The sequence below is a fragment of the Variovorax sp. 05T418 genome (assembly GCF_056396385.1).
The window spans coordinates 55,504-76,423 of the sequence record NZ_JBFTLJ010000018.1; the positions used below are offsets into that span (position 1 = coordinate 55,504).

Below are 20,920 nucleotides of genomic sequence, written 5' to 3' on the forward strand. Positions count from 1 at the left end.
TACGGATGGCTTGCGTATTTTGAGTATCCTGCATTTCGCAAGGCGCCCACAACGCTCCCCGCTCACTTACCGACTGAAACTTCTTGTGTTCATCCACCTGATCGTGATTGGCTGGCTCTACGTCGCCCTGATGATGGCCGTGGCCGAAGCCACCAACACCACCGGCACCGTGCTGGGTGCCATCTTCACATTTCTTTTGTACGGATTGGCGCCTGTCGCACTGGTGGTTTACCTGATGGGGACGCCGGGGCGGCGCCGCGCGATCAGGGAGCGCGAGGCAAAGGCACAGGAAGAAGCGCGCCGCGCCGCGAGCGAGGCGGCCGCAGCGGCAGGCGCGGCCTCAGGCCTTCCAGACCAGCGCGGCGAAACGCCCGCTGACGCCGTCCCGCCGGTGCGAAAAGAACCGTGACGGGTTGGCGACGGTGCACCACGCGTCGCTGCCGTCGTTGCCATGCACCGATTCCACGCCGGCTGCACAGAGGCGCTGGCGCGCGAGCGCGGGCAGGTCGGCCAGCCACTTGCCGGGCGCCGCCGCGGGCAGGAAGCAGCGCGCAGCCTCGGGCGCATGCGCCTCGAACGCGGCCTTGACCTCGGGCCCGACCTCGAAGGCACGGGGCCCGATGCACGGGCCGAGCCAGGCCATGACCCTGCCGCCGCCCTGCGCGGGCTCGAAGCACCGGGCCGCCGCCTCGAGCACGCCGCCGGCCAGGCCGCGCCAGCCGGCATGCGCGGCCGCCACCCGCTGGCCCGATTCGTCGGTGAAGAGCACGGGCAGGCAGTCGGCCACCATGATGGTGCAGGCCACGCCGGTGGCCGTGGCGGTGCAGGCATCGGCCGGCGTGCCGTCGCCCGCCCCGCCCGCCTCGGCGTCGAGCGCCACCAAGCCGGTGCCGTGCACCTGCTGAAGAAAGACCGGCCGCGCGCCGCCGATGGCCTGCGCCAGGCGATGGCGGTTTTCGGCGACGTGGGCGGCCAGGTCGCCCACGTGGTCGCCCAGGTTGAGGCTCTGGTAGCGGCCCTGCGAGACACCGCCCTCGCGCGTGGTGCACACGGCCCGCACGTTGGGCGGCGCCGGCCAGTCGGGCACGATCCAGTGCGCGTCGTCCATGGCGGCGGGCGCGTTCAGGCTTCCGCGTCGGGGCACTGCGAAGGCTGGGCGCGCTGGAAGGCGTCGAGCTCCATGCAGGCCTCGAAGGCGGCCATGGTGCGCGGCAGCCCGCTGAAGTCGCAGTCGAAGCGGCGGCCGTTGAAGATCTGCGGCACCAGGCAGCAGTCGGCCAGCGTGGGCGTGTCGCCATAGCAGAACCGGCCGCCGGGATGCTGCGCGAGCTGGCGCTCGAAGGCCAGCATGCCGTCGCGCACCCAATGGCGGTACCAGGCGTTCTTGGCCTCGTCGTCGAGCTTGAGCTCCTTCACCAGGTACTTGAGCACGCGCAGGTTGTTGAGCGGATGGATCTCGCAGGCGATGGATTCCGCCAGCGCGCGCACATGGGCGCGGCCCACCGGATCGTGCGGCAGCAGCGCCGGCTCGGGGTGGGTTTCGTCCAGGTATTCGATGATGGCCATCGACTGCGAAAAGCGCTCGCCCTCGTCCTCGAGCAGCGGCACCAGCATGTCGGCCGAAATGGCCGAGAACGGCCCCGTGCGGTGCTCGCCGCGGGCGATGTGCACCGGGATGTAGTCGAACTCCAGGCCCTTCAGGTGGAGCGCGATGCGCACGCGGAACGACGAGGAGGATCGGAAGTAGTTGTGCAGCTTCATCATCCCGCAAGCATAGCGCCGCACCGGCAGCCCGTGCCTGCCTCTGGCACACTGCCGTTTTTTCTCCGTTCCGCTGAAAAGGACAGACGCAATGGCTTCCGAGTTTGTTTTCGCCCCGCCCGCGACCGTTTCGATCCCCGTGGTCGGCAAGGCCGCCCGTTTTCCGGTGCACCGCATCTACTGCGTGGGCCGCAACTACGAGGACCACGCCAAGGAAATGGGTTTCACCGGCCGCGAGCCGCCCTTCTTCTTCATGAAGCCGGCCGACGCGCTGGTGGTGGTCGATGCGGGCCAGACGGGCACCATGGCCTACCCCACGCTCACGAAGAACCTGCACCACGAGATCGAGCTCGTGGTGGCGATCGGCACCGGCGGCAAGAACATTGCAGCGGCCGATGCGCACAAGCACATCTACGGCTATGCCGTGGGCCTGGACATGACGCGGCGCGACCTGCAGAACGACATGAAGAAGCAGGGCCGCCCCTGGGACATCGGCAAGGGCTTCGAGCAGAGCGCGCCCATCGGCCCGATCGTGCCGGTGGCCGAGGCCGGCGATGCCGAGAACGCCGAGATCTCGCTGCAGGTGAACGGCACCGACCGCCAGCGCAGCACCGTGAGCAAGCTGATCTGGAACGTGGCCGAAACCATCGAGCACCTGTCGGCCGCCTGGGAGCTGCAACCCGGCGACCTGATCTACAGCGGCACGCCCGAAGGCGTTGCGGCGGTGGTGGCGGGCGACACGCTGGTGGGCGAAGTGGAGGGCCTGCCGAAGCTCACCATCAAGATCGCCTGACACCCGCTCCATGATCCTGCGCGTACCCATCAAGCACTGCAAGAACTGCGGCACCGCCGTGGTCTACCGCGTCCCCGACGACGGCGACACCAAGGAGCGCGCGGTCTGCCCGACCTGCAGCACCATCCACTACGAGAACCCGCTGAACGTGGTGGGCACCATTCCCGTGCTCGGCGACAAGGTGCTGCTGTGCAAGCGCAACATCGAGCCGCGCTGGGGCAAGTGGACGCTGCCCGCAGGCTTCATGGAGCTGGGCGAAACCGCGGCCCAGGGCGCGGCCCGCGAGACCGACGAAGAGGCCGGCGCCCATTACGAGATGCAGGGCCTGTTCGCGGTGATCAGCGTGGTGCGCGTGGGCCAGGTGCACCTGTTCTACCGCGCCCGCCTGCTCGACGACCGCTTCGACCCGGGCCACGAGACCATCGAGGCCCGGCTCTTCACCGAGGAAGAAATTCCCTGGGAAGAGATCGCCTTTCGCACCGTGCGCGAGGCGCTCGAACACTTCTTCGAAGACCGGCGGCGCGGCAGCTTCGACCGCGTGCACGAACTCAGCATCGTTTGAAACACCACCCCATGACCCAGGCCTCCCGCGCTCCCCTCCTCCTTCGCGGCGCCTTCGCATGCGGCCTGGCGCTGGCGGGCCTGGCGCTGGCCTTCGCCGCGCATGCGGAAACGGTGGGCGACGTGGACACCGCCTTCAAGCTCATCGGCCCCGATCACAAGATCGTGGTGGAGGCCTACGACGACCCCAAGGTGAACGGCGTGACCTGCTATGTCTCGCGCGCCAAGACCGGCGGGCTGGCGGGCGCCTTCGGCGTGGCGGAGGACAAGTCGGAAGCCTCCATTGCCTGCCGCCAGGTCGGGCCGGTCAGCATCGTGCAGCCGCTTCCAAAGCGCGAAGAGGTCTACAGCGAGCGGCTGTCGATCCTGTTCAAGCGGCTGCGCGTGGTGCGCATGGTCGACGCCAGGCGCAACACGCTGGTCTATCTCACCTACTCCGACCTGCTGATCGAAGGCTCGCCGAAGAACAGCGTGACGGCGGTGCCGATCGACCGCGGCACGCCCATTCCGCTCAAGTAGACCCGGCCCCGGCGGAGTTTGCTAGCATGGACGAGGTGGCTCGCCCGGCGCGCCGACCGCGGGAACCCTCAGCAACGAATTCGTTCCAACAGAGCCATGCACCTTCAGACTTTTGCCCTTCGTACCGGCGCCGCGCTCCTGGTGGCTGCCGGCCTGGCCGCCTGCACCACGCCGCAGCCGCCCGCGCGGCCCGGCGTCGTCATTCCGCCGCCCGTGCAGCAGCCCCTGGCCATGTTCATCCGGCCCGCCGCCGGCACCACCATTGCCCGCTTCGACGGCGTGCGCAACAAGGGGCTCGACATTGCAGGCAACCTGGGCGATCCCATCGTGGCCTCGGCCGATGGCCGCGTGGTGTACGTGGGCGGCGAGCTGCGCAGCTACGGCAACATGGTCATCATCAAGCACAACGAGACCTTTCTCACCGCCTACGCCCATGCGCAGACCATCCTCGTGAAGGAAAACGCGGTGGTGCGGCAAGGCCAGAAGATCGCCGAAATGGGCAAGAGCGAAACCGACCGCGTGAAGCTGCATTTCGAGATCCGCAAGAACGGCACCGCCGTCGATCCCGAGCCCTACCTGAACGGCCGCCTGCAGCAGTAGCACCTGCCGGCCCGCGCTACAGCAGGCTCTCGGGCACCAGCGGGGCGAACAGCTCCAGCTTCCAGCGCGCCCAGAAATCCGTTTCCGGCTCCACGTGCAGGATGGTGTCGGCGCCATCGCCCGAGGCCGGGCTCACCCACTCGATGCCGCCGCGCGGCCCCAGCTGCAGCTGGTAGGCGCCGTCCAGCCGGATGAAACCGATCAGGCTGGTGAGCTGCTGGGCAATCTGCGGGCTGAAGATGAACAGGCCGATCTCGGTGTTGTGCAGCATCGAGCGCGGATCGAAGTTCATCGAGCCGATGAACACCATGCTGCGGTCGACCACGGCCGACTTGCCGTGCAGCCGGCCACTGGCCGAACCGTAGATGCCGAAGCGCTTGGTCTGCTCCACGCGCTTGGGGCTCAGCTCGTAGAGCTCCACGCCCAGGGCGAGCATTTCGGGCCGGTAGTGGCGATAGCCGATGTGCACCAGCGATTCGTCCGTGGCGGCCAGCGAATTGGTCACGATGGTGTAGCTCACGCCGCGCTGCCGCACGAGGCGGATCGTCTCCATGCCGCCGCGCCCCGGAATCAGGTAGGGCGTGGTCTGCAGGATCTCCTGCTGGGCTCCGCGCAGGTAGCGCCGCACGTTGTAGAGCACGCTGTCGGTCGATTCGTCGGCCGGCAGTCCGCGGGCTTCGGGCGGCCCGAGTGCCTTGGCGGGCGCATCGGCATAGGCTTCGGCGCGCGCCCAGACCAGCGACAGCGCACCCTCGCCCAGGTCCTTGGCGAGCGCGTTGTTGCCCAGCAGGTCGGTGGAAGTCAGCGGCTCGGGATGCAGCGTGTCCGGCCCGGCAGTCATCTGCTCGAAGCGTTCGCGCAGCTGCTGCGGCGTGGCCCCGCCATTGGAGACCAGCGACTCGATCGGGTAGACGTACGGGCTGTTCCAGTACATGTCGAACAGCGACGACAGCCGCGGCACGACCGTGCCGGCCACCAGCGTGTCGATGTCGATGAAGTTGGAGCCGCCATCGCGCAGGAAGTATTCGTTGGCGATGTTGCGCCCGCCCATGACCGCCATCGTGTTGTCCACCACGAACAGCTTGTTGTGCATGCGCCGGTGCACCCGGTCGAAGTCGAGCAGCGACGCCGCCCAGCGCGTGCCCAGCAGGCCGCGGCCGGCCGGGAAGGGATTGAAGAAGCGCACCTCCACGTTCGGATGCGCCGCGAAGCCCGCGAACAGCGGATCGGCGCCCGCGGTGTAGAGATCGTCCACCAGCAGGCGCACGCGCACGCCGCGGTCGGCCGCGTCGCGCAGCGTGCGCAGCAGGTAGCGGCCGGTTTCGTCGTTCTGCACCAGGTAGTACTGCACGTCGATCGAGCGCTGGGCGCGGCGCGCGAGCTCGATGCGCGCATGCAGCGAATACTGCGGCATCGGCAGCAGCCGGAAGCCGCTCAGCCCCTGCCCCGGCGGCGAGGCCGCTGCCACCAGGCGCCCCAGCATGGTGTCGGCGCCATCGGTGATGGCCACCGAAGGCTTGCGCTCCACCCCAGCCGGCAGCCCCGCGCAGCCGCCCAGGAGCAGCAGGGCCAGGCCGAGCAGCAACAGCCAGGGCGCGCGCGCCAAGCGCAGGCCAAGCCGGCCGGTTGGCGGGGCGGAACGTCGTGGATTGAAGGAGAAGTCTTCGGCCATCGGTGGGGTGCCATGCGCAACGTGCGCAGGGTGGCCGGTTTCTACCATGGCCGCGGGCGGAGCATGCGCTCATGGAGTCCTCCTACACCATCGGCAAAGGCAAGCTGACGCATTCGCCGGCCGGCGCGTTCCACATTCGTTCGAGGAAACGAAGGACAAGGCCGGCCGGTCCGGCGCCACTCAGCGAGGTGATGGGATGACGAAGAAGAACGAAGCGCTGGCTCGCCTGGACGGCAAGCTCACGATGATCGGCTTCGGCTCCATCGGCCAGGCGCTGCTGCCTTTGCTGTTGCGCCATTTCGGACTCAAGGCGGCGGACATCAGGATCGTGAAGCCGGGCGAAGACCGCAGCGGCCTGGCAAAGCAGCTGGGCGTGGAGATCATCCCGGTGCGGCTCGAGGAAGGCAACTTCGCCGCCGTGCTGGAGCCGCTGGTGGACAAGGGCGACTTCCTGGTCAACCTCTCGGTCGACGTGTCGAGCCTGGCGCTCATCAAGCTCTGCCGCGAACGCGGCGCGCTCTACCTGGACACCTGCAACGAGCCCTGGGGCGGCCGCTACGACGATCCCGCGCTTCCGCCTTCGCGCCGCTCGAACTACAGCCTGCGCGAAGAGGTGCTGGCCTGGCGCCTGGACAAGCGCAGCGGGCCCACGGCAGTGATCACGCAGGGCGCGAACCCGGGGCTGGTCTCGGCGCTGCTCAAGCAGGCACTGCTGAACATCGCGGCCGACACGCATGCCGAGCTCGAAGCCATGCCGTCGAGCTACGAGGACTGGGCAGCGCTCGCGCAGCAGCTGGGCATCAAGGTGGTGCACATCGCCGAGCGCGACACCCAGGTTGCGAAGGAGCGCAAGCAGCGCGGCGAGTTCGTCAACACCTGGTCGGTGCAGGGCTTCGCCGACGAGGGCCTGCAGCCCGCCGAGCTGGGCTGGGGAACGCACGAGCGGCACTGGCCGGCCGATGCCGCGCGGCACGGCTTCGGCAGCGATGCGGCCATCTACCTGAAACGCCCCGGCATCGGCACGCGGGTGCGCAGCTGGACGCCGCTGGAAGGCCCCTACCACGGCTTCCTGGTGACGCATGCCGAATCGATTTCCATTGCCGACCACCTGACGCTGCGCAAGGACGGCCAGGTGGTGTACCGCCCCACGGTGCACTACGCCTATCACCCGTGCGACGACGCCGTGCTCTCGCTGCACGAGATGGCGGGAAAGAACTGGCAGCTGCAGCACCGCCAGCGGATCGTGCGCGACGAGATCGCCGAAGGCATGGACGAGCTAGGCGTGCTGCTGATGGGCAACCCCAAGGGGGCCTACTGGTACGGCTCGCGGCTCACCATCGAGCAGGCGCGCGAACTGGCGCCCGCCAACAGCGCCACCAGCCTGCAGGTGGTGGCCGGCATCCTGGGCGGCATGTCGTGGGCGCTGCGCCATCCCGACGCGGGCCTTGTGGAGCCGGACGACCTGGACCACCGCGTGGTGCTGGAAGCCGCCATGCCCTACCTCGGAGAAGTGGCGGGCGTGTATGGCGACTGGACGCCGCTGAAGGAACGCAGCCCGCTCTTCGACGAGGAGAAGGACGAAGACGACCCCTGGCAGTTCATCAACTTCCGGGTGGCCTGATTGCTGCTGCGCAAAGAACTCGGCGTCGTCGAGAACTCCTACTACGAAGCCAGCGTGCAACGGGCGGCGCGCTTCGAACCCGCGCGCCCGCTCGAAGGCATTGCCACCGCCGACGTCTGCGTGGTGGGCGGCGGGCTCGCGGGGCTGTCGGCCGCGCTCGAGCTTGCCATGCGCGGCTACGCGGTGGTGCTGCTGGAGGCGCAGCGCGTGGGCTGGGGTGCCTCGGGCCGCAACGGCGGCCAGGTGATCGTGGGCTTCGGCGCCGACGGCGAAGAGGCCATCGAAAAGCAGTTCACGCCCGAGGATGCGCGGCGCGCCTGGGACATATCGGTCGAGGGCCTGGATCTGCTGCAGGACCGCATCGCGAGCCATGCGATCGACTGCGACTGGCAGGCCGGCTACCTGAACCTGTCGGTCAAGCCCGCGAAGTCGCGCGCGCTGCGTGAATGGATGGACCACGTGGGCCGCGTCCACGGCTATCCGCTCCAATGGCTCGGGCCCGGCGAGGTCGCGCAGTGCGTGGACAGCAAGCGCTTCGACGGCGGCACCTTCGATGTGCGCTCGGGCCATCTGCATCCGCTGAAGTATTCGCTGGGCCTGGCGTCCGCGGCGCGCGCGGCCGGCGCGCAGCTGCACGAGAACTCGGCCGCGCAGGTGATCGAGCGCGGCGCGCGGCCCGTCGTCAAGACCGCGCAGGGCGAGGTGCGCTGCAGCTTCGTGGTGCTGGCGGGCAACGTCTACCTGGCCGAGTACGGCGACGACGTGGCGCCCGAGGTCTCGTCGCGCATCATGCCGGTGGGCACCTACATGATCGCGACCGAGCCGATGGAGCCGGCGCGCGCCGATGCGCTCATGCGCGGCAGGCCGGCCGCGTCGGACACCAACTTCGTGCTCGACTACTTCCGGCTGAGCGCCGACCATCGCCTGCTGTTCGGCTCGGGCGACAGCTACAGTGCGCGGACGCCGCGCAACCTCATCGAGAAGATCCGCAAGAGCATGCTCGCGGTGTTTCCGCAGCTGGCGGACCTGGGCATCGACCACGCATGGGGCGGCTTCGTCGACATCACGATGAACAAGGCGCCCGACTTCGGGCGCATCGGCACCAACATCTACTACCTGCAGGGCTTCTCGGGCCACGGCCTGGCGCTCACGGGCATGGCGGGCAAGCTGGCGGCCGAGGCCATCGCGGGCCAGGCGGAGCGCTTCGACCTGTTCGCGCGCATCGGGCACCACGCCTTTCCGGGCGGCACCCTGCTGCGCACGCCAGCGCTGGTGCTGGGGATGATGTACTACCGGCTGCGGGACTTTCTCTAGCCGGCGTCCACCACCAGCGCCCCGATCTCGCGCGCCGGATGCCGGTGCCTGGCGAGAGCCGCGACGAAGGCCTCGATGGTGGATTCGAAATTCTCCGCCGTGCCGCGCAGCACGCCCGGGTCCGCGTCGCCCGACGGCAGGGTCTCCGGAATCTTCGCCTCGGCCAGCAGCGTGGCCGAGGCTCCGAGCGCGAGAATGGTCTTGCCGTGCTGGTACTGGTCCTTGATGAACTGCTCGGTATAGGCATGGGCGGAGAGAAGCTCCACGCCTTCGGCGCCATCGGGCAGCACCAGCGCATCGAACAGGAAGCCGGGTTCGTTTTCCATCGAAGCGTCGGCTTCCATCGTCTCGCCCTCGGCCGTGCGGAACGGTCCGATACGCGGTCCCACCAGGCGGCCGACGGCGCCTTCGGCCAGCAGCGCCGCCTGGATGGCGGCGATCTGCTCGCCCTGCACGCCGTCCGCCACCAGCAGCGCCACCTTGCGCGTGCGCACGGACCCATCGCCGGGCCGCGCCGTGAGCGACAGTGCGTGCGAATGCGTGACCTCCGGATTTACAGGCTGCGCAAGTGCGCGAGGCAGCGCAGGCGGCACCGGAATGCCGAGCCCGTCGGCCACCTGCTGCGCGAGCAGCGGCGATGCATTGACGAGGCTCGCCACCATGCGCTCGCGCACGGCAGGCACGGTGCACTTGGAGAGCTCGAAGCGGAACGCCGCCGCGATGTGGGCCTGCTCGGTGGGCGTCTGGCTTTCGAAGAAGAGCGTGGCCTGCGTGTAGTGGTCGGCAAACTTCTCGGGCTTGCCGCGCACCTTGTCCTGCTCCGCGCGCTGCGGAAAAGTCATGAAGCCGGCCGAAGCCCCGGCCTGGAACGGACAGCCGCCGCCCAGCGAGTTGGGCTCGTAGGCCGCACGGCCGCGGTGGATGGCCTGGCGGTGCATGCCGTCGCGCTGGTTGTTGTGCACCTGCGCCATCGGCGCGTTGATCGGCAGCTCATGGAAGTTCGGCCCGCCCAGGCGCGTGATCTGCGTGTCGACGTAGGAGTGGATGCGCCCGGCCAGCAGCGGGTCGTTGGTGAAGTCGATGCCCGGCACCACGTGCGCGGCGCAGAAGGCCACCTGCTCGGTCTCGGCAAAAAAATTGTCGGGATTGCGGTTGAGCACCAGGCGCCCCACGGGCGTGAGCGGCACCAGTTCCTCGGGCACGATCTTGGTGGCGTCGAGCACGTCGAAGCTGAAGGCCTCGGCCTCTTCCTCGGTGAAGATCTGCAGGCCGAGTTCCCATTCCGGAAACTCCCCGGCCTCGATGGCTTCCCACAGGTCGCGGCGGTGGAAGTCGGGGTCGGCGCCCGAGATCTTCACGGCCTCGTCCCACATCAGTGAATGCGTTCCGAGCACCGGCGACCAGTGGAACTTGCAGAACACCGAATCGCCGGCCTCGTTCACGAGCCGGAAGGTGTGCACGCCAAAGCCCTGCATCATGCGGTAGCTGCGCGGAATGGCGCGATCGGACATGTGCCACATCAGCATGTGGGTCGACTCGGGCATGAGCGAGACGAAGTCCCAGAAGGTGTCGTGCGCGCTCGCGGCCTGCGGCATCTGGTGATGCGGCTCCGGCTTCACGGCGTGGACCAGGTCGGGAAACTTCATGGCGTCCTGGATGAAGAACACGGGCATGTTGTTGCCCACCAGGTCCCAGTTGCCTTCGTCCGTGTAGAACTTGACGGCAAAGCCGCGCACGTCGCGCGCCGTGTCCTTGGAGCCGCGCTCGCCGGCCACGGTGGAAAAGCGCACGAACACCGGCGTGATCTTTCCGCCTTCGCGCAGCGGCGCCGCCTTGGTGAACTGCGGGATGCCTTCGTAGCATTCGAAGTAGCCGTGGGCGCCCGAACCGCGCGCATGCACGATGCGCTCGGGAATGCGCTCGTGGTCGAAGTGGGTGATCTTCTCGCGCAGGATGAAGTCTTCGAGCAGCGCGGGGCCGCGCAGGCCGGCCTTGAGCGAATTCTGGTTGTCCGCGATGGGCACGCCCTGGTTGGTGGTGAGCCGCTGGCCGCCAGAGTCGACGCGCACCCGGTCCAGCGATTCGATGGTGGCATTCAGGCCCGGCATGGCCATGCCGCCGGCCTTCTCCGAGTTGATCTCTTCGGACAAGGTGCTGGCCGTTGCCGCGGACGACAGCGGCTGCACGGTCTGGCCGGCGGGCGGGCGCAGCGCGTTGTCCATGCCGTGCTCCAACGGCTTGTTCGCATTGAAAGGCATGCCTGCGGCCAGCGCCTGCGCATGCGCGGCTTTTTGCGAGGGCGGATCGGGCGGCGGCCCCCCCGGCAGGTGCGCGGCGCCGCTGTCGGTGTTGCGGGCGGCCGCCGCTGCGCTGGTGGCGGCGCTGCCGGATTCGGGAGGAGAAGGTGTTCTGGAAGGCGGCATTGAAACTCCGTTCGATGGGATGGCGGGGCAGGGTTCAGCGGGGCGCGCGCTCGCGCGGCACCTTGCCCTCGGCCGCGAGCTGCAGCACGCCCTCGGCAAACTTCATGAGTTCGTCCGAGAGCGGCGCGCCCGGCGCGAGAACGCCCACGCGCTCGGCCAGGGCCTGGAATGCGGCGCGCGGTGACTCGGGCGCGGCAGGCACGGGAATGTTGCTGTCTTCGGGCATGGGACGGCCTCTGCTGGTGCCTCAGGTGCGCGCGTGGTGCGCGTGGGGCCAGCGCAGATGGCCGGAACGCCGCGCGAGCAGCAGCCCGGCCGCAGCCAGCCCGACCATCGCAATGGCGGCCGTGTTGCCGGATGCCGCACGGCCCATGTCGAGCGCGATCTCGCCGGTGCGCGGCCCGGCAAGCTGCAGCCGGCGCTTGGTCATCTGCGCGCCCAGCTCGCCGAGCCGGTCGGGCAGCAGCTTCTCGGCGGTCGGCAGCAGGATGGTTTCCTCGTCGGCCACGTGGTGCATCACGTCGCGCATCAGCGCCGAGAGGGTTTCGTCATAGTCGCGCGCTTCGGGCTCCATGGCGCGAAGCAGGCCGATGAGGCGGCGCATCTCGGAATGCTCCTCGAGCGCCTTGGTGATGCGTTCGTCGTCCTCGCAGACCTTGCGCATCTCGGGATAGAAGATTTCTTCCTCGAGCTGCGCATGGATCTCGAGCGCGGTGCAGATGGTGTTGACCAGCCCTTTCTTCACCCGTTCCGGCGCGCCGGCCTTGTACTGGTGGAAGGTGGAGAGCACGTGCGTGTGGTCCAGGCGAATCATGTTGGTCGCCGTGGGAAAGAGCCGGGAGACGATGTTGGTCATGTGGAACTCCAGGGTAGGACGCCCCCCGAAGCGCCTGCGGCGCCTCCCCCCACTGGGGGACGCACCCGGTGGCCCGGCGGAGCCGGTTCCACGGGTGCGCTGGACTGGGTCGTCGGGTGTTGTGTGCGGCGCCCGGTCAGGCGGCGGCGGTGAGCTCTTCCATGAGCTCTTCCTTGCGCGCGGCGAGCTGCTCGCGCATGGCCACCAGGTCGAGCCCCCTGGCGGCGCGTGCCTTGACGAAGATCTCGTTGCGCTCTTCCTTCACGTGGTGGTCGATGTATTCGCCGAGCACGATGACCTTGGCATCGAACTTGTCGTCCACCTCGGTCGCGGCTTCGATCTGCGCGATCAGCTCCTTGGCGCTGGTGTGCTCGACCTCGGCTTCGTCCAGAAGATCGGTTTCGCTGATCGCCTCGCGCACGGCCGGGTAGAAGATCTCTTCCTCGATCTGGGCATGGACGGTCAGCTCGGTGCAGATCTGGTTGGCGAGTTCGCGCTTCTTCTGCTGCACGTCGGCGGCGCGCGAATGGGTCAGTTCCTCGTACGCCTTGAACATCTTCTTGACGTTGCGGTGGTCGGTATCGAGAAGGCTGCATGCATCGGGTGCTGCGCGCTTGGTGGAGTTGGGCATCGTGGGCTCCGGTTGGGTTGATGGAAGCCGAACGATGAAAGGGCTGCCGGCGCCGCGGCGTAGGAAAGCTCCCTGAGTGCGCGTAGCAAGGCGCACTACTCGTGCTGCGCGTAGCAAGGCGCACTACTCGTGCGCGTTGCCGCGCTGGGCCAGCAGGCAGCCGGCCGCCAGCCCCAGGGCAAAGAGGCCGTAGACCGCCCCCAGGGAGCGCTTCGAAAGGTGGTGCTCGAAGCCCGGCCTGAGCCGGTGCGGCGTGATCGTGTAGTCCACCGCGCAGGCCAGCGCGGTGGCGGCGCCGGCGCTCGCGAGCGCCGCGGGAGCCGACTGCGCGGGATGCCGGCTGGCATGCAGCCAGCCATAGATCAGCGCCCAGAAGATGGCGCTCGCATGGTGCGTGGCATAGCCGAGCGCGGTGTGCTTCAGCGTGGGGCCGCGCACATCGAAGGCCCGGTCGCCCCAGAGCCAGTGGCTGGTGGCATTGGTCGGCGCCACCAGGCTGCCGGCCTCGCGGCGGCCGCACAGCATCAGCGCGGCGGTGGAGGCGAAGCTTGCAAGGGTTCCCGCGACGAGGCCGGTCCGCAGCGTCGAGCGTTGCCTTTCGCTCAGGGTCAGGGCGGGGGTTTGCATAGGAAACCTGTCTTTCTATGCGGGACTCGCGGAGACGGGCCGCGTCATGGTGCCGGTCGCCCGGGCGCCCAGCGTCATCTCCGTCATCCAGGAGACGAGGAGTTGTCCATAGGCTTGGCGGTGCGCCTGCTTCGACAGCGCATGGTCGGCCCCCGAAATGACGCGGTAGGTCGCGGAGCGCACGCGCTTGAAGGCACCCAGGTAGTTCTCGATGACCGGGTGCGGCACGATCTGGTCGTGCTCCGATTCCACGATCAGCACGTCGCCCGTGAAGGCCTCGCAGGCCGCGAGCGCCCGGTTGTCGCGCGGGCCCACCAGGGTGCGGCGGTAGGCCACGAGGTCGGGCCGGCTCAGCTGGCCCTTGGGCGCGAGCCACTCGCGGTCGCGGTAGAGCGCCGGCGCCCGCAGCGCGAGCCAGCGCACCGGCCGCATGGTGCTGACCAGCGCCGCCAGGTAGCCGCCGTAGCTGCTGCCGACGATGGCAATGGCCTGCGGGTCGACGGTGGGGTGGCTGATGAGCGTGTCGTAGGCCGCGAGCACGTCGCGCAGGTTGTCCTCGCGCGTGACCTCCTGGCGCAGCGAGGCATGGCGCGCATGGCCGCGCAGGTCGAAGGTGAGGCAGACGCAGCCGAGCGCGGCAATCTCGTGCGCGCGCGCGATGTACTGCTCCTGGCTGCCATCCCAGCCATGGACCAGGAGAACGCCGGGCACCATCGTGGAGGCGGCAACCAGCGTTCCGGCAATGTGCTGGCCGTCTACGGATATGTCTATGAAGTTATGTCGTGTCGCTGTCATATGGCTGGAACAATGCGTATTTGGCGAGCGGCCCGATCTGCGAGTCGACGCCGCGGTAGTGCACCGTTGCGCCCGCCGGGATCGCCGGCGCCTCACCATACGCCTCGAAGCAGGAGATGCGCACGCGCTCGAGCGCCGGGTCGCGCCAGAAGCATTCGAGCGCGACCATTTCGGCCCCGGTGGCGCCGCCCACGCGCCACGACTGCTCGAGCACGCCCGAGCGCCAGGCGCCGTCCGCGCCCAGGCCCTGCGCCACGTCGTAGTTCACGCGCGACGCAAAGAAGCCCGGGTAGCTCTCGATCACCGCATGGTGGTAGCGCCGCGCCTGCTCGATCGCCAGGCAAAGCGCCGGCGGCGGGCTGGTGATGGCCAGCAGCGCATCGAAGTTGCCGCGCACGAGCGTCAGGTCGGAGCCGCCGTAGACGTTCTGGCCGGTGTTGTCGAGCGTCATCCGCTGGCGGCCGAAGTAGCTCACGATCATCTGGTCGACCAGCACCTGCCCGACGCTGTAGGTTTCCGGCTTGGCGAGGTTCTCTTCGAGCACCACGCCGTGCAGCGCGATCTCGCTCTCGTCCATGGCCGCGAGGCAGCGGTCCAGGGCTTCGGCATCGGCGGCCATCGCCTGGCCGCGCCCGCCGGTGGCGCACACCGGCTTGATGCGCACCGCGCCGCTTTCCAGCAGGTGGCGCCCGGCCCATCGCGCGTCCTCGACCGAGAACGCCGAAAAGCCGCCGAGCACCGCCTGCGACACGGCGGGGGCGAAGGCCGGCTCCCATCCCTCGGGACAGGCCGCCGCCCTGCCCACCAGCGGGTGCGTGATCGCCTTGGTGGCAACGAAGGGGTGCGGAACCACGCCGCCGAACAGGTCGTGCAGCGTCGAGATGCCGAGCGAGCGCGCAAGCTGCGTGCTGGCGATGGTGTCGCTCGGCACGAAGTACAGCGGCGTGCTCTCGTGGGCGCGCGAGGCGTCGTATTCGCCCGCGTAGCGGAACTGCTTCAGCGCTGCGAGCCGCTGCGCGAAATTGCTGCGCGTGGCCCGTTCGTGATCGCTGCCGTAGGCCTGCGGGTCCGCGCTCCAGACCACGACGCTGCCGCCGGTGCTCTTGAGGACCGTGTCCACGAGGGCGACTCCGGAGCTGAAAAGGGTGTCCATGGCATGGGCCCGGGCTTAGCGGTGCGCCTCCGGGCAGATGCCGGAGGAAGCGCCGGTGACAAGGGCAACAAGGGCAAGAGGCCGGGTGAAAGCGGATCTGTTCATCGGGAAAACTCCTTGTGAACGGTTGGCTGGGTGCATGGGGGCAATCCGTGCATCTCGATGAGGCCGGTTCCTACAGAAGGCTCTCCTGCACGGGCCTAGCTTGTGGCTTCTTTGCAGCAGGCCCAGGGCGGGCGTCGTCCTCGCGCCGATGGTCGGACAGGTTTCGGCCCGGCGGGGCGGGATAACGCGCGTCGTTGTGAAAGAGGCCTCCTACGCGGCCTCTGCCAAACCGCCCTTCTTTCCTCGGGCGCATACTCCCATTCGCCACAACCGAGGACGAACATGCCCGCTCCTTCCAACCCGGAGTCCCGTGCGCTTGCCAAGCTGGCCTGGGAGGCCGCCTGGGAACGGCTGGGCAATGCGCTGCAGCCGCCGGCCGGCTATCCGCCGGCCACGCCGGAGCAATTGGCCGAGTGCTTCGAGGTCGCGCAAGCACGGCTCGACGAAGTGCGCGCGGCGTTCGGCGTGCCGCAAGGCCGTTGAGCGGCGGCGACCCCGGCCGGCCCTGACCGGCGCGCGTGGTGGCGACTTTCGCAGCCATGCGGGCCTTTCCTACGGCTGCGGCGCCGCCCATTTGGAATGGTGGGGCGCCATGGCGCCTCCCCGCTCGCACTCGCAGCCCCCCGCCCTCGCACCGGCTCCCGCCGCGGGCCACACGGCCCTCCTGATCATCGACATGATCAGTTGCTGGGACTTTCCCGATGCCGAAAAGCTGTTGCCCGGCGCGCATTTCATTGCGGGGCGCATCGCAGCGCTGAAGGCGCGCTGCACGCGCGCCGGGGTGCCCGCCATCTACGTCAACGACAACCGCGGGCGCTGGCGCTCGGACTTTCCCAAGCTGGTGGAACTGTCGCTGGCCTCTGGAGGCGCCGGTGCCGAGATCACCTCGACGCTGCTGCCCGAGGAAACGGACTACTTCGTGCTCAAGCCCAAGCAGTCCGCTTTCTTCGCGACGCCGCTCGAGCTGCTGCTCGCCTATCTCAAGGCCACGCGGCTGATCGTGACCGGCGTGGCCAGCGACCAGTGCATCTGGGCCACCGTGGCCGACGCGGGCATGCGCGACCTCGAGGCCGTCGTTCCGCGCGATTGCGTCGCCTCGCAGACGAGCGCACGCAATGAGCGCTTCCTGCGCCAGGCGCAAGAGGCGCTGCGCGTCTCCACCACGCCCGGGGCGCGCATCCGCCTGCCTGCGAAGCGCTGATGCGTGCACACGCCGTTGGCAGACAAACAGAGAACCCGCGCCGCGCCGGACCTACGAGGAGCCCCCGCCGGTGGGTCCGCTGGCCGCGGACTGCCCCGAGCGGTCGGGCTCGGCCGGCTGGGAGATGATGTTGAGCGTGTCGCCGGCCTTGCCGATGTCGCCCTTGGCGGCGGTGTCGCCCAGCGACAGCATGCCCACCAGCCTGCGGCCGCGGTCCACCACCGGCATGCGCCGCACCTGGTAGCCGGCCATCTCGTCCATCACGGTTTCGACGTTGTCGTTCTCGCTGCACCACTTGACGTCCTTCGACATCACCTCGGACAGCGCGGTGTCCAGCGGGCGCGTCTGCGCGACCACGCGAAGCACGATGTCGCGGTCGGTCACCATGCCCAGCAGCCGCTGGCCGTCGCACACGGGAATGGCGCCGATGTCCAGCTCGTCCATGGCCTGGGCGGCCAGCGCCACCGTGTCGGACGGCGACAGGGTCCGCACGCCGCGGGTCATCAGTTCGGATACGCGTGTCATTGCCTGCCTTCGTTCGGGGGTCAGCCGCTGCGCCGCTCGGCGTTGCGCTTGCGCGTGGCCGCAGCCTTCTTGGCCGAGGCCGAGCGTTCGGCGGCCGTACGGGACGCCGCCGCGGCGCCGCCCTTGTGGCCGCCGGTGCGCGAGGGCGCGTGGTTCTCCGCCTTGCCGCGGCCGCTGCCGCTCTTCTTGCCGCCGCCGGTCTCGGCATTGACGGTGGCCCAGGCACGCCTTTCGGCTTCGCCCTTGCCCACGCCGCGATGCTCGTAGCCTTCCTCGATGTGCTCGGCCTTGCGTTTCTGCTTGTCCGTATAGGACGACTTGTCACCTCTTGGCATTGAACTCTCCTGGAGGATGAAGAAGCCTTCATGCTGCGCCCCTGGTCTTCATTGCGGGTCGGAAGACGCAGGCCTTGCGCGTGGGAGCAGTCTGTCGGCGGCGCGGTGCACGCGGCCCTTGTGGGATTGCACCGACGGTGCCTGGGGCCGATTGCACGACAGCCCGCCGCGCGCGAGGCGCGGAGTATCCGTGCGATGAAAAAGACAGTCAGCGATTTCGTGGTCCAGCGCCTGCACGACTGGGGCGTGCGGCGCGTCTACGGCTACCCCGGCGACGGCATCAACGGCCTCATGGGCGCACTCGACCGGGCGGACGGCGCCATCGAGTTCATCCAGAGCCGCCATGAGGAACTGGCCGCCTTCATGGCCTGTGCGCATGCCAAGTTCTCGGGCGAGGTGGGCGTCTGCCTGGCCACCTCGGGACCGGGCGCGATCCACCTGCTGAACGGCCTGTACGACGCGAAGCTCGACCGCCAGCCGGTGGTCGCCATCGTCGGCCAGCAGCAGCGCAGCGCGCTCGGCGGCGACTACCAGCAGGAGGTGGATCTGGTTTCGCTGTTCAAGGACGTGGCGCACGAGTTCGTGCAGATGGCCACCAGCGCGGAGCAGGTTCGCCACCTGGTCGACCGCGCGATGCGCATCGCGCGCGACCGCCGCGCCGTCACCTGCGTGATCGTCCCCAACGACGTGCAGGAGCTGCCGGCGGTGCCGGTGCCGCCGCGCAAGCACGGCACCGTGCACAGCGGCATCGGCAGCACGGCCAGCGCCGCGGTGCCGAACGCCGCGGCGCTGGGGCAGGCGGCGGACATCATCAACGCGGGCAGCAAGGTGGCCATCCTGGCGGGCGCGGGCGCCCTGCATGCCACCGATGAGCTGATCCATGCGGCCGAGCGGCTCGGCGCCGGCATTGCCAAGGCGCTGCTCGGCAAGGCGGCGGTGCCCGACGATCTGCCCTTCGTGACCGGCGCCATCGGCGTGCTCGGCACGCGGCCCAGCTCGCGCATGATGGAAGACTGCGACACCTTGCTGATGGTGGGCTCGTCGTTCCCGTACGCGGAATTCCTGCCGCCCGAAGGGCAGGCCCGCTGCGTGCAGATCGACACCGACCCGCGCGCCATCGGGCTGCGCTACCCCACGGAGCTGGGCCTGGTCGGCGACAGCCGCGCCACGCTCGCGGCGCTGCTGCCGCTGCTCGACCACAAGGAACACGGTGCCTGGCGCCAAGGCATCGAGGCCGACGTGGCGCGCTGGTGGCGCGTGCTCGAGGCGCGCGCGCATGTGGAGGCCTCGCCGGTCAATCCGCAGCGCGTGTTCTGGGAGCTGTCGCCGCGCCTGCCCGAAGAAACGGTGCTCACCTGCGACAGCGGCACCGCCGCCAACTGGTACGCGCGCGACGTCAAGCTGCGCCGCGGCATGAAGGCCAGCCTGTCCGGCGGCCTCGCCACCATGGGCCCGGCCCTCCCCTACGCGATTGCGGCCAAGCTGGTGCATCCCGACCGGCCCGTGGTCGCGATGCTGGGCGACGGCGCCATGCAGATGAACGGCCTCAATGCGCTCATCACCCTGGCGCGCATGTGGCGCGACTGGGCCGATCCGCGCCTGGTCGTCATGGTGCTCAACAACCGCGACCTCAACCTCGTGAGCTGGGAGCAGCGCGTGCTCGGCGGAGATCCGAAGTTCAACGCTTCGCAGGAGCTGCCCGACTTTCCCTACGCGCGCTTCGCGCAGATGCTCGGCCTTGCGGCCCTGCGCGTCGATACGCCAGAAGCCATCGGCCCGGCATGGGACGCCGCCTTTGCGGCCGACCGCCCGATGCTGCTGGAAATGGTCACCGACTCCGCCGTGCCGCCGCTGCCGCCCGATGTTTCGCTCGCCCAGGCCAAGGCCTACCTGCTGGCCCTCTGGCAGGGCGACCCCGAAGCCATGCGGACCATCAAGGCCACCATGCGGGAATACTGGGCCAGCGCGACGGCGTGATGAGCCTTGTCTCTCCCGCTACTGCCCGGTCTTGATGTCCGCCCTGGCTTTTGATTCTTCCTCGCTCGCGCGCGACAGGCACGCGGCCCTGTCGCCGCCCTGCCGCTCGTTGCACTTCTCCCTGGCCACCTCGTAGTTCACCGCCACCCGCGTTTCAGCGAGCCTGCGGGCATTGGCGTCGCTGGGGCTACGCTGGTGGTCGAGCTCGGCCAGTGCAATCTTCTGGCGGCCCTGCGCTTCCTTGACGCAGACTGCCCTGGCGGGCTCGACCTGCTTTTCGCACTGTTCCAGCGCGGCCTTCAGGTTGGCGCCGATCCGTTCCCGCGCCGCGCCGTATTCGACGATGGCCGGGTCGATCTCCGCCGGATGCGGCGGCGAGGTTTGCGCACCCGCCGGAACGATCGCCCCCGCCCATAGCAGCGCGGCGGCGAACAACGCGTGTAGCTTTTGCATGGCGATCTCCTGTCAGTCGCTCTTGCCGCAGTGTGGGCGCCGCATCGTCCGCGCCGGTAGGACGTGCGCCCAAGCCGGCCGGGGGGCACCGCCGACGCCCCGCCGCCCATTCATGCCCCTTGCGCAGGAAGCGTCAGCATGTGCTTACGGCCGCTTCGCAAGGCGTCCTACCGCCCCGGCGCTGCCGACTTCTATATTGATTTCGGACGCCGGATCCTCCCCTGCAAGAAAAACCACCGGCGTCAAGGAGCTCAACCATGAAGAAACTGTTATTGATGTGTGCCGCAGCCTCCTGCATGGCAGTGGGCCAGGTGCATGCGCAAGTGAACACGCCTCCCGCGGCGGCCACCGATCCGGCCATGGCCGAATACAAGGCTGCGCGCGACAAGATCTCGGCCGACTACAAGGCCGACAAGGCGGCTTGCGATGCCATGAAGGACAACGCCAAGGACGTCTGCATCGAAGAAGCCAAGGGCAAGGAAAAGATTGCCAAGGCCGAACTCGAGCAGAAGCAGAAGCCCAGCGACAGCAACGCACGCAAGGTGGCCGAAGCCAAGGTGGAAGCGGCCTATGCGATCGCCAAGGAAAAGTGCGACGACCAGAAGGGCGACGCCAAGAGCGCTTGCGTGAAGGAAGCCAAGGCCACCGAGGCCAAGGGCAAGGCCGACATCAAGGCGATGAAGAAGTAGGCAGTGGCGCACAGCCCCCGCCACAGGACCCGAGAAGCGGTGAAGCCCTTGCAGACGCTCGCCATCTCCGAGGCCCTGCGCGCCCAGTTGTCGGCCGACAACCTCCTGGCCATCAATTCGCATGGCCAGGAGGTTCTTCACGGGCTCGACTTCGACGAGTCGCAGCTTCTCGTGGATTGCAGCGAGCAGCAGCCCACGGACCCTTCCATGCGGGAGCGGTGCGCGCAGCTCGTCATCAAGCACGAGCGGGCCCGGCTGCGCATTGCCACGGTCGACGACGAACGCAACGCGGCCAAATTCTAGAAAGGC

25 protein-coding genes are annotated in these 20,920 nt (G+C 68.8%); 12 read left to right on the forward strand and 13 right to left on the reverse strand.

Annotated features, from left to right (window positions below):
* Window positions 1–85 precede the first annotated feature (85 nt).
* A complete protein-coding gene (locus AC1DMS_RS27310; RefSeq protein ID WP_012747152.1) occupies window positions 86–409 on the forward strand; it encodes a hypothetical protein in 324 nt (107 codons plus the stop codon).
* Here the strand turns inward: AC1DMS_RS27310 and pgeF are convergent.
* Both pgeF and maiA read right to left on the reverse strand, forming a co-directional pair.
* Entirely contained in the window at window positions 341–1,108 is a 768-nt protein-coding gene (gene pgeF / locus AC1DMS_RS27315; RefSeq protein WP_012747151.1) for a peptidoglycan editing factor PgeF, read from the reverse strand. The two genes, AC1DMS_RS27310 and pgeF, sit on opposite strands and share 69 nt — an antisense overlap.
* Before the next feature lie 14 nt (window positions 1,109–1,122).
* On the reverse strand, window positions 1,123–1,761 hold the full coding sequence (gene maiA, locus AC1DMS_RS27320) for a maleylacetoacetate isomerase (protein ID WP_026283796.1): 639 nt from the start codon (window positions 1,759–1,761) through the stop codon (window positions 1,123–1,125).
* A 91-nt stretch (window positions 1,762–1,852) separates the two neighbouring features.
* On the opposite strand from maiA, the gene AC1DMS_RS27325 reads away from it, so the two are divergent.
* The 4 genes from AC1DMS_RS27325 (at window position 1,853) to AC1DMS_RS27340 (ending at window position 4,234) form a co-directional block, all read left to right on the forward strand.
* Entirely contained in the window at window positions 1,853–2,554 is a 702-nt protein-coding gene (locus AC1DMS_RS27325) for a fumarylacetoacetate hydrolase family protein (RefSeq protein WP_012747149.1), read from the forward strand.
* A gap of 10 nt (window positions 2,555–2,564) precedes the next feature.
* Window positions 2,565–3,116 carry an NUDIX hydrolase gene (locus AC1DMS_RS27330; protein WP_012747148.1) on the forward strand — a complete coding sequence of 184 codons (552 nt, stop codon included), beginning with the start codon at window positions 2,565–2,567 and terminating at the stop codon, window positions 3,114–3,116.
* A gap of 11 nt (window positions 3,117–3,127) precedes the next feature.
* A complete protein-coding gene (locus tag AC1DMS_RS27335) occupies window positions 3,128–3,634 on the forward strand; it encodes a CreA family protein (RefSeq protein WP_012747147.1) in 507 nt (168 codons plus the stop codon).
* Window positions 3,635–3,730: 96 nt separating this feature from the next.
* On the forward strand, window positions 3,731–4,234 hold the full coding sequence (locus AC1DMS_RS27340; RefSeq protein WP_012747146.1) for a murein hydrolase activator EnvC family protein: 504 nt from the start codon (window positions 3,731–3,733) through the stop codon (window positions 4,232–4,234).
* A 16-nt stretch (window positions 4,235–4,250) separates the two neighbouring features.
* Here AC1DMS_RS27340 and AC1DMS_RS27345 read toward each other — a convergent pair whose 3' ends face one another.
* Window positions 4,251–5,906: a phospholipase D family protein gene (locus AC1DMS_RS27345; protein WP_012747145.1), complete on the reverse strand. Its 1,656-nt coding sequence runs from the start codon at window positions 5,904–5,906 to the stop codon at window positions 4,251–4,253.
* Between the two features lie 196 nt (window positions 5,907–6,102).
* Between AC1DMS_RS27345 and AC1DMS_RS27350 the strand changes: the two genes are divergently transcribed.
* Window positions 6,103–7,527 carry a saccharopine dehydrogenase NADP-binding domain-containing protein gene (locus tag AC1DMS_RS27350; RefSeq protein WP_012747143.1) on the forward strand — a complete coding sequence of 475 codons (1,425 nt, stop codon included), beginning with the start codon at window positions 6,103–6,105 and terminating at the stop codon, window positions 7,525–7,527.
* Window positions 7,528–8,841: an NAD(P)/FAD-dependent oxidoreductase gene (locus AC1DMS_RS27355; RefSeq protein ID WP_012747142.1), complete on the forward strand. Its 1,314-nt coding sequence runs from the start codon at window positions 7,528–7,530 to the stop codon at window positions 8,839–8,841. It abuts the gene before it with no gap.
* Here AC1DMS_RS27355 and AC1DMS_RS27360 read toward each other — a convergent pair.
* From AC1DMS_RS27360 to AC1DMS_RS27390, 7 genes are all read right to left on the reverse strand, one after another.
* On the reverse strand, window positions 8,838–11,264 hold the full coding sequence (locus AC1DMS_RS27360; RefSeq protein ID WP_012747141.1) for a catalase: 2,427 nt from the start codon (window positions 11,262–11,264) through the stop codon (window positions 8,838–8,840). The genes AC1DMS_RS27355 and AC1DMS_RS27360 overlap by 4 nt on opposite strands.
* A gap of 34 nt (window positions 11,265–11,298) precedes the next feature.
* Complete coding sequence (locus AC1DMS_RS27365; RefSeq protein WP_018902877.1) at window positions 11,299–11,490, reverse strand: hypothetical protein; 192 nt, start codon at window positions 11,488–11,490, stop codon at window positions 11,299–11,301.
* A 21-nt stretch (window positions 11,491–11,511) separates the two neighbouring features.
* Window positions 11,512–12,120, reverse strand: coding sequence for a hemerythrin domain-containing protein (locus AC1DMS_RS27370; RefSeq protein WP_012747140.1), 609 nt, complete (start codon window positions 12,118–12,120; stop codon window positions 11,512–11,514).
* A 136-nt stretch (window positions 12,121–12,256) separates the two neighbouring features.
* Window positions 12,257–12,751 (reverse strand): hemerythrin domain-containing protein, encoded by a 495-nt coding sequence (locus tag AC1DMS_RS27375; protein ID WP_012747139.1) that lies wholly within the window; start codon window positions 12,749–12,751, stop codon window positions 12,257–12,259.
* A 123-nt stretch (window positions 12,752–12,874) separates the two neighbouring features.
* Window positions 12,875–13,378: a hypothetical protein gene (locus AC1DMS_RS27380; RefSeq protein WP_012747138.1), complete on the reverse strand. Its 504-nt coding sequence runs from the start codon at window positions 13,376–13,378 to the stop codon at window positions 12,875–12,877.
* A 15-nt stretch (window positions 13,379–13,393) separates the two neighbouring features.
* The gene (locus tag AC1DMS_RS27385) at window positions 13,394–14,173 is read right to left on the reverse strand and encodes an alpha/beta hydrolase family protein (protein ID WP_012747137.1); all 780 of its coding nucleotides are present in this window, start codon (window positions 14,171–14,173) and stop codon (window positions 13,394–13,396) included.
* A complete protein-coding gene (locus AC1DMS_RS27390; protein ID WP_478181997.1) occupies window positions 14,154–15,293 on the reverse strand; it encodes a DUF3182 family protein in 1,140 nt (379 codons plus the stop codon). Before AC1DMS_RS27390 ends, AC1DMS_RS27385 begins: the two co-directional genes overlap by 20 nt.
* A 420-nt stretch (window positions 15,294–15,713) precedes the next feature.
* Here AC1DMS_RS27390 and AC1DMS_RS27395 point away from each other — a divergent pair, with 420 nt between their 5' ends.
* Both AC1DMS_RS27395 and AC1DMS_RS27400 read left to right on the forward strand, forming a co-directional pair.
* Window positions 15,714–15,914 (forward strand): hypothetical protein, encoded by a 201-nt coding sequence (locus AC1DMS_RS27395; RefSeq protein WP_012747135.1) that lies wholly within the window; start codon window positions 15,714–15,716, stop codon window positions 15,912–15,914.
* Window positions 15,915–16,023: 109 nt separating this feature from the next.
* Entirely contained in the window at window positions 16,024–16,632 is a 609-nt protein-coding gene (locus AC1DMS_RS27400) for a cysteine hydrolase family protein (protein ID WP_012747134.1), read from the forward strand.
* Between the two features lie 51 nt (window positions 16,633–16,683).
* Here the strand turns inward: AC1DMS_RS27400 and AC1DMS_RS27405 are convergent, their stop codons facing one another.
* Together AC1DMS_RS27405 and AC1DMS_RS27410 are read right to left on the reverse strand one after the other, a co-directional pair.
* The gene (locus tag AC1DMS_RS27405) at window positions 16,684–17,157 is read right to left on the reverse strand and encodes a CBS domain-containing protein (RefSeq protein ID WP_012747133.1); all 474 of its coding nucleotides are present in this window, start codon (window positions 17,155–17,157) and stop codon (window positions 16,684–16,686) included.
* A gap of 20 nt (window positions 17,158–17,177) precedes the next feature.
* On the reverse strand, window positions 17,178–17,492 hold the full coding sequence (locus tag AC1DMS_RS27410; protein ID WP_012747132.1) for a hypothetical protein: 315 nt from the start codon (window positions 17,490–17,492) through the stop codon (window positions 17,178–17,180).
* A 195-nt stretch (window positions 17,493–17,687) separates the two neighbouring features.
* Between AC1DMS_RS27410 and AC1DMS_RS27415 the strand changes: the two genes are divergently transcribed.
* Complete coding sequence (locus AC1DMS_RS27415) at window positions 17,688–19,469, forward strand: thiamine pyrophosphate-requiring protein (RefSeq protein WP_012747131.1); 1,782 nt, start codon at window positions 17,688–17,690, stop codon at window positions 19,467–19,469.
* A gap of 18 nt (window positions 19,470–19,487) precedes the next feature.
* Here the strand turns inward: AC1DMS_RS27415 and AC1DMS_RS27420 are convergent, their stop codons facing one another.
* Window positions 19,488–19,922, reverse strand: a complete 435-nt coding sequence (locus tag AC1DMS_RS27420) for a hypothetical protein (RefSeq protein WP_012747130.1) — start codon at window positions 19,920–19,922, stop codon at window positions 19,488–19,490.
* Between the two features lie 257 nt (window positions 19,923–20,179).
* Between AC1DMS_RS27420 and AC1DMS_RS27425 the strand changes: the two genes are divergently transcribed.
* Together AC1DMS_RS27425 and AC1DMS_RS27430 are read left to right on the forward strand one after the other, a co-directional pair.
* On the forward strand, window positions 20,180–20,611 hold the full coding sequence (locus AC1DMS_RS27425) for a hypothetical protein (protein WP_012747129.1): 432 nt from the start codon (window positions 20,180–20,182) through the stop codon (window positions 20,609–20,611).
* Window positions 20,612–20,650: 39 nt separating this feature from the next.
* The gene (locus tag AC1DMS_RS27430; RefSeq protein WP_012747128.1) at window positions 20,651–20,914 is read left to right on the forward strand and encodes a hypothetical protein; all 264 of its coding nucleotides are present in this window, start codon (window positions 20,651–20,653) and stop codon (window positions 20,912–20,914) included.
* The last annotated feature ends 6 nt before the right edge of the window (window positions 20,915–20,920 follow it).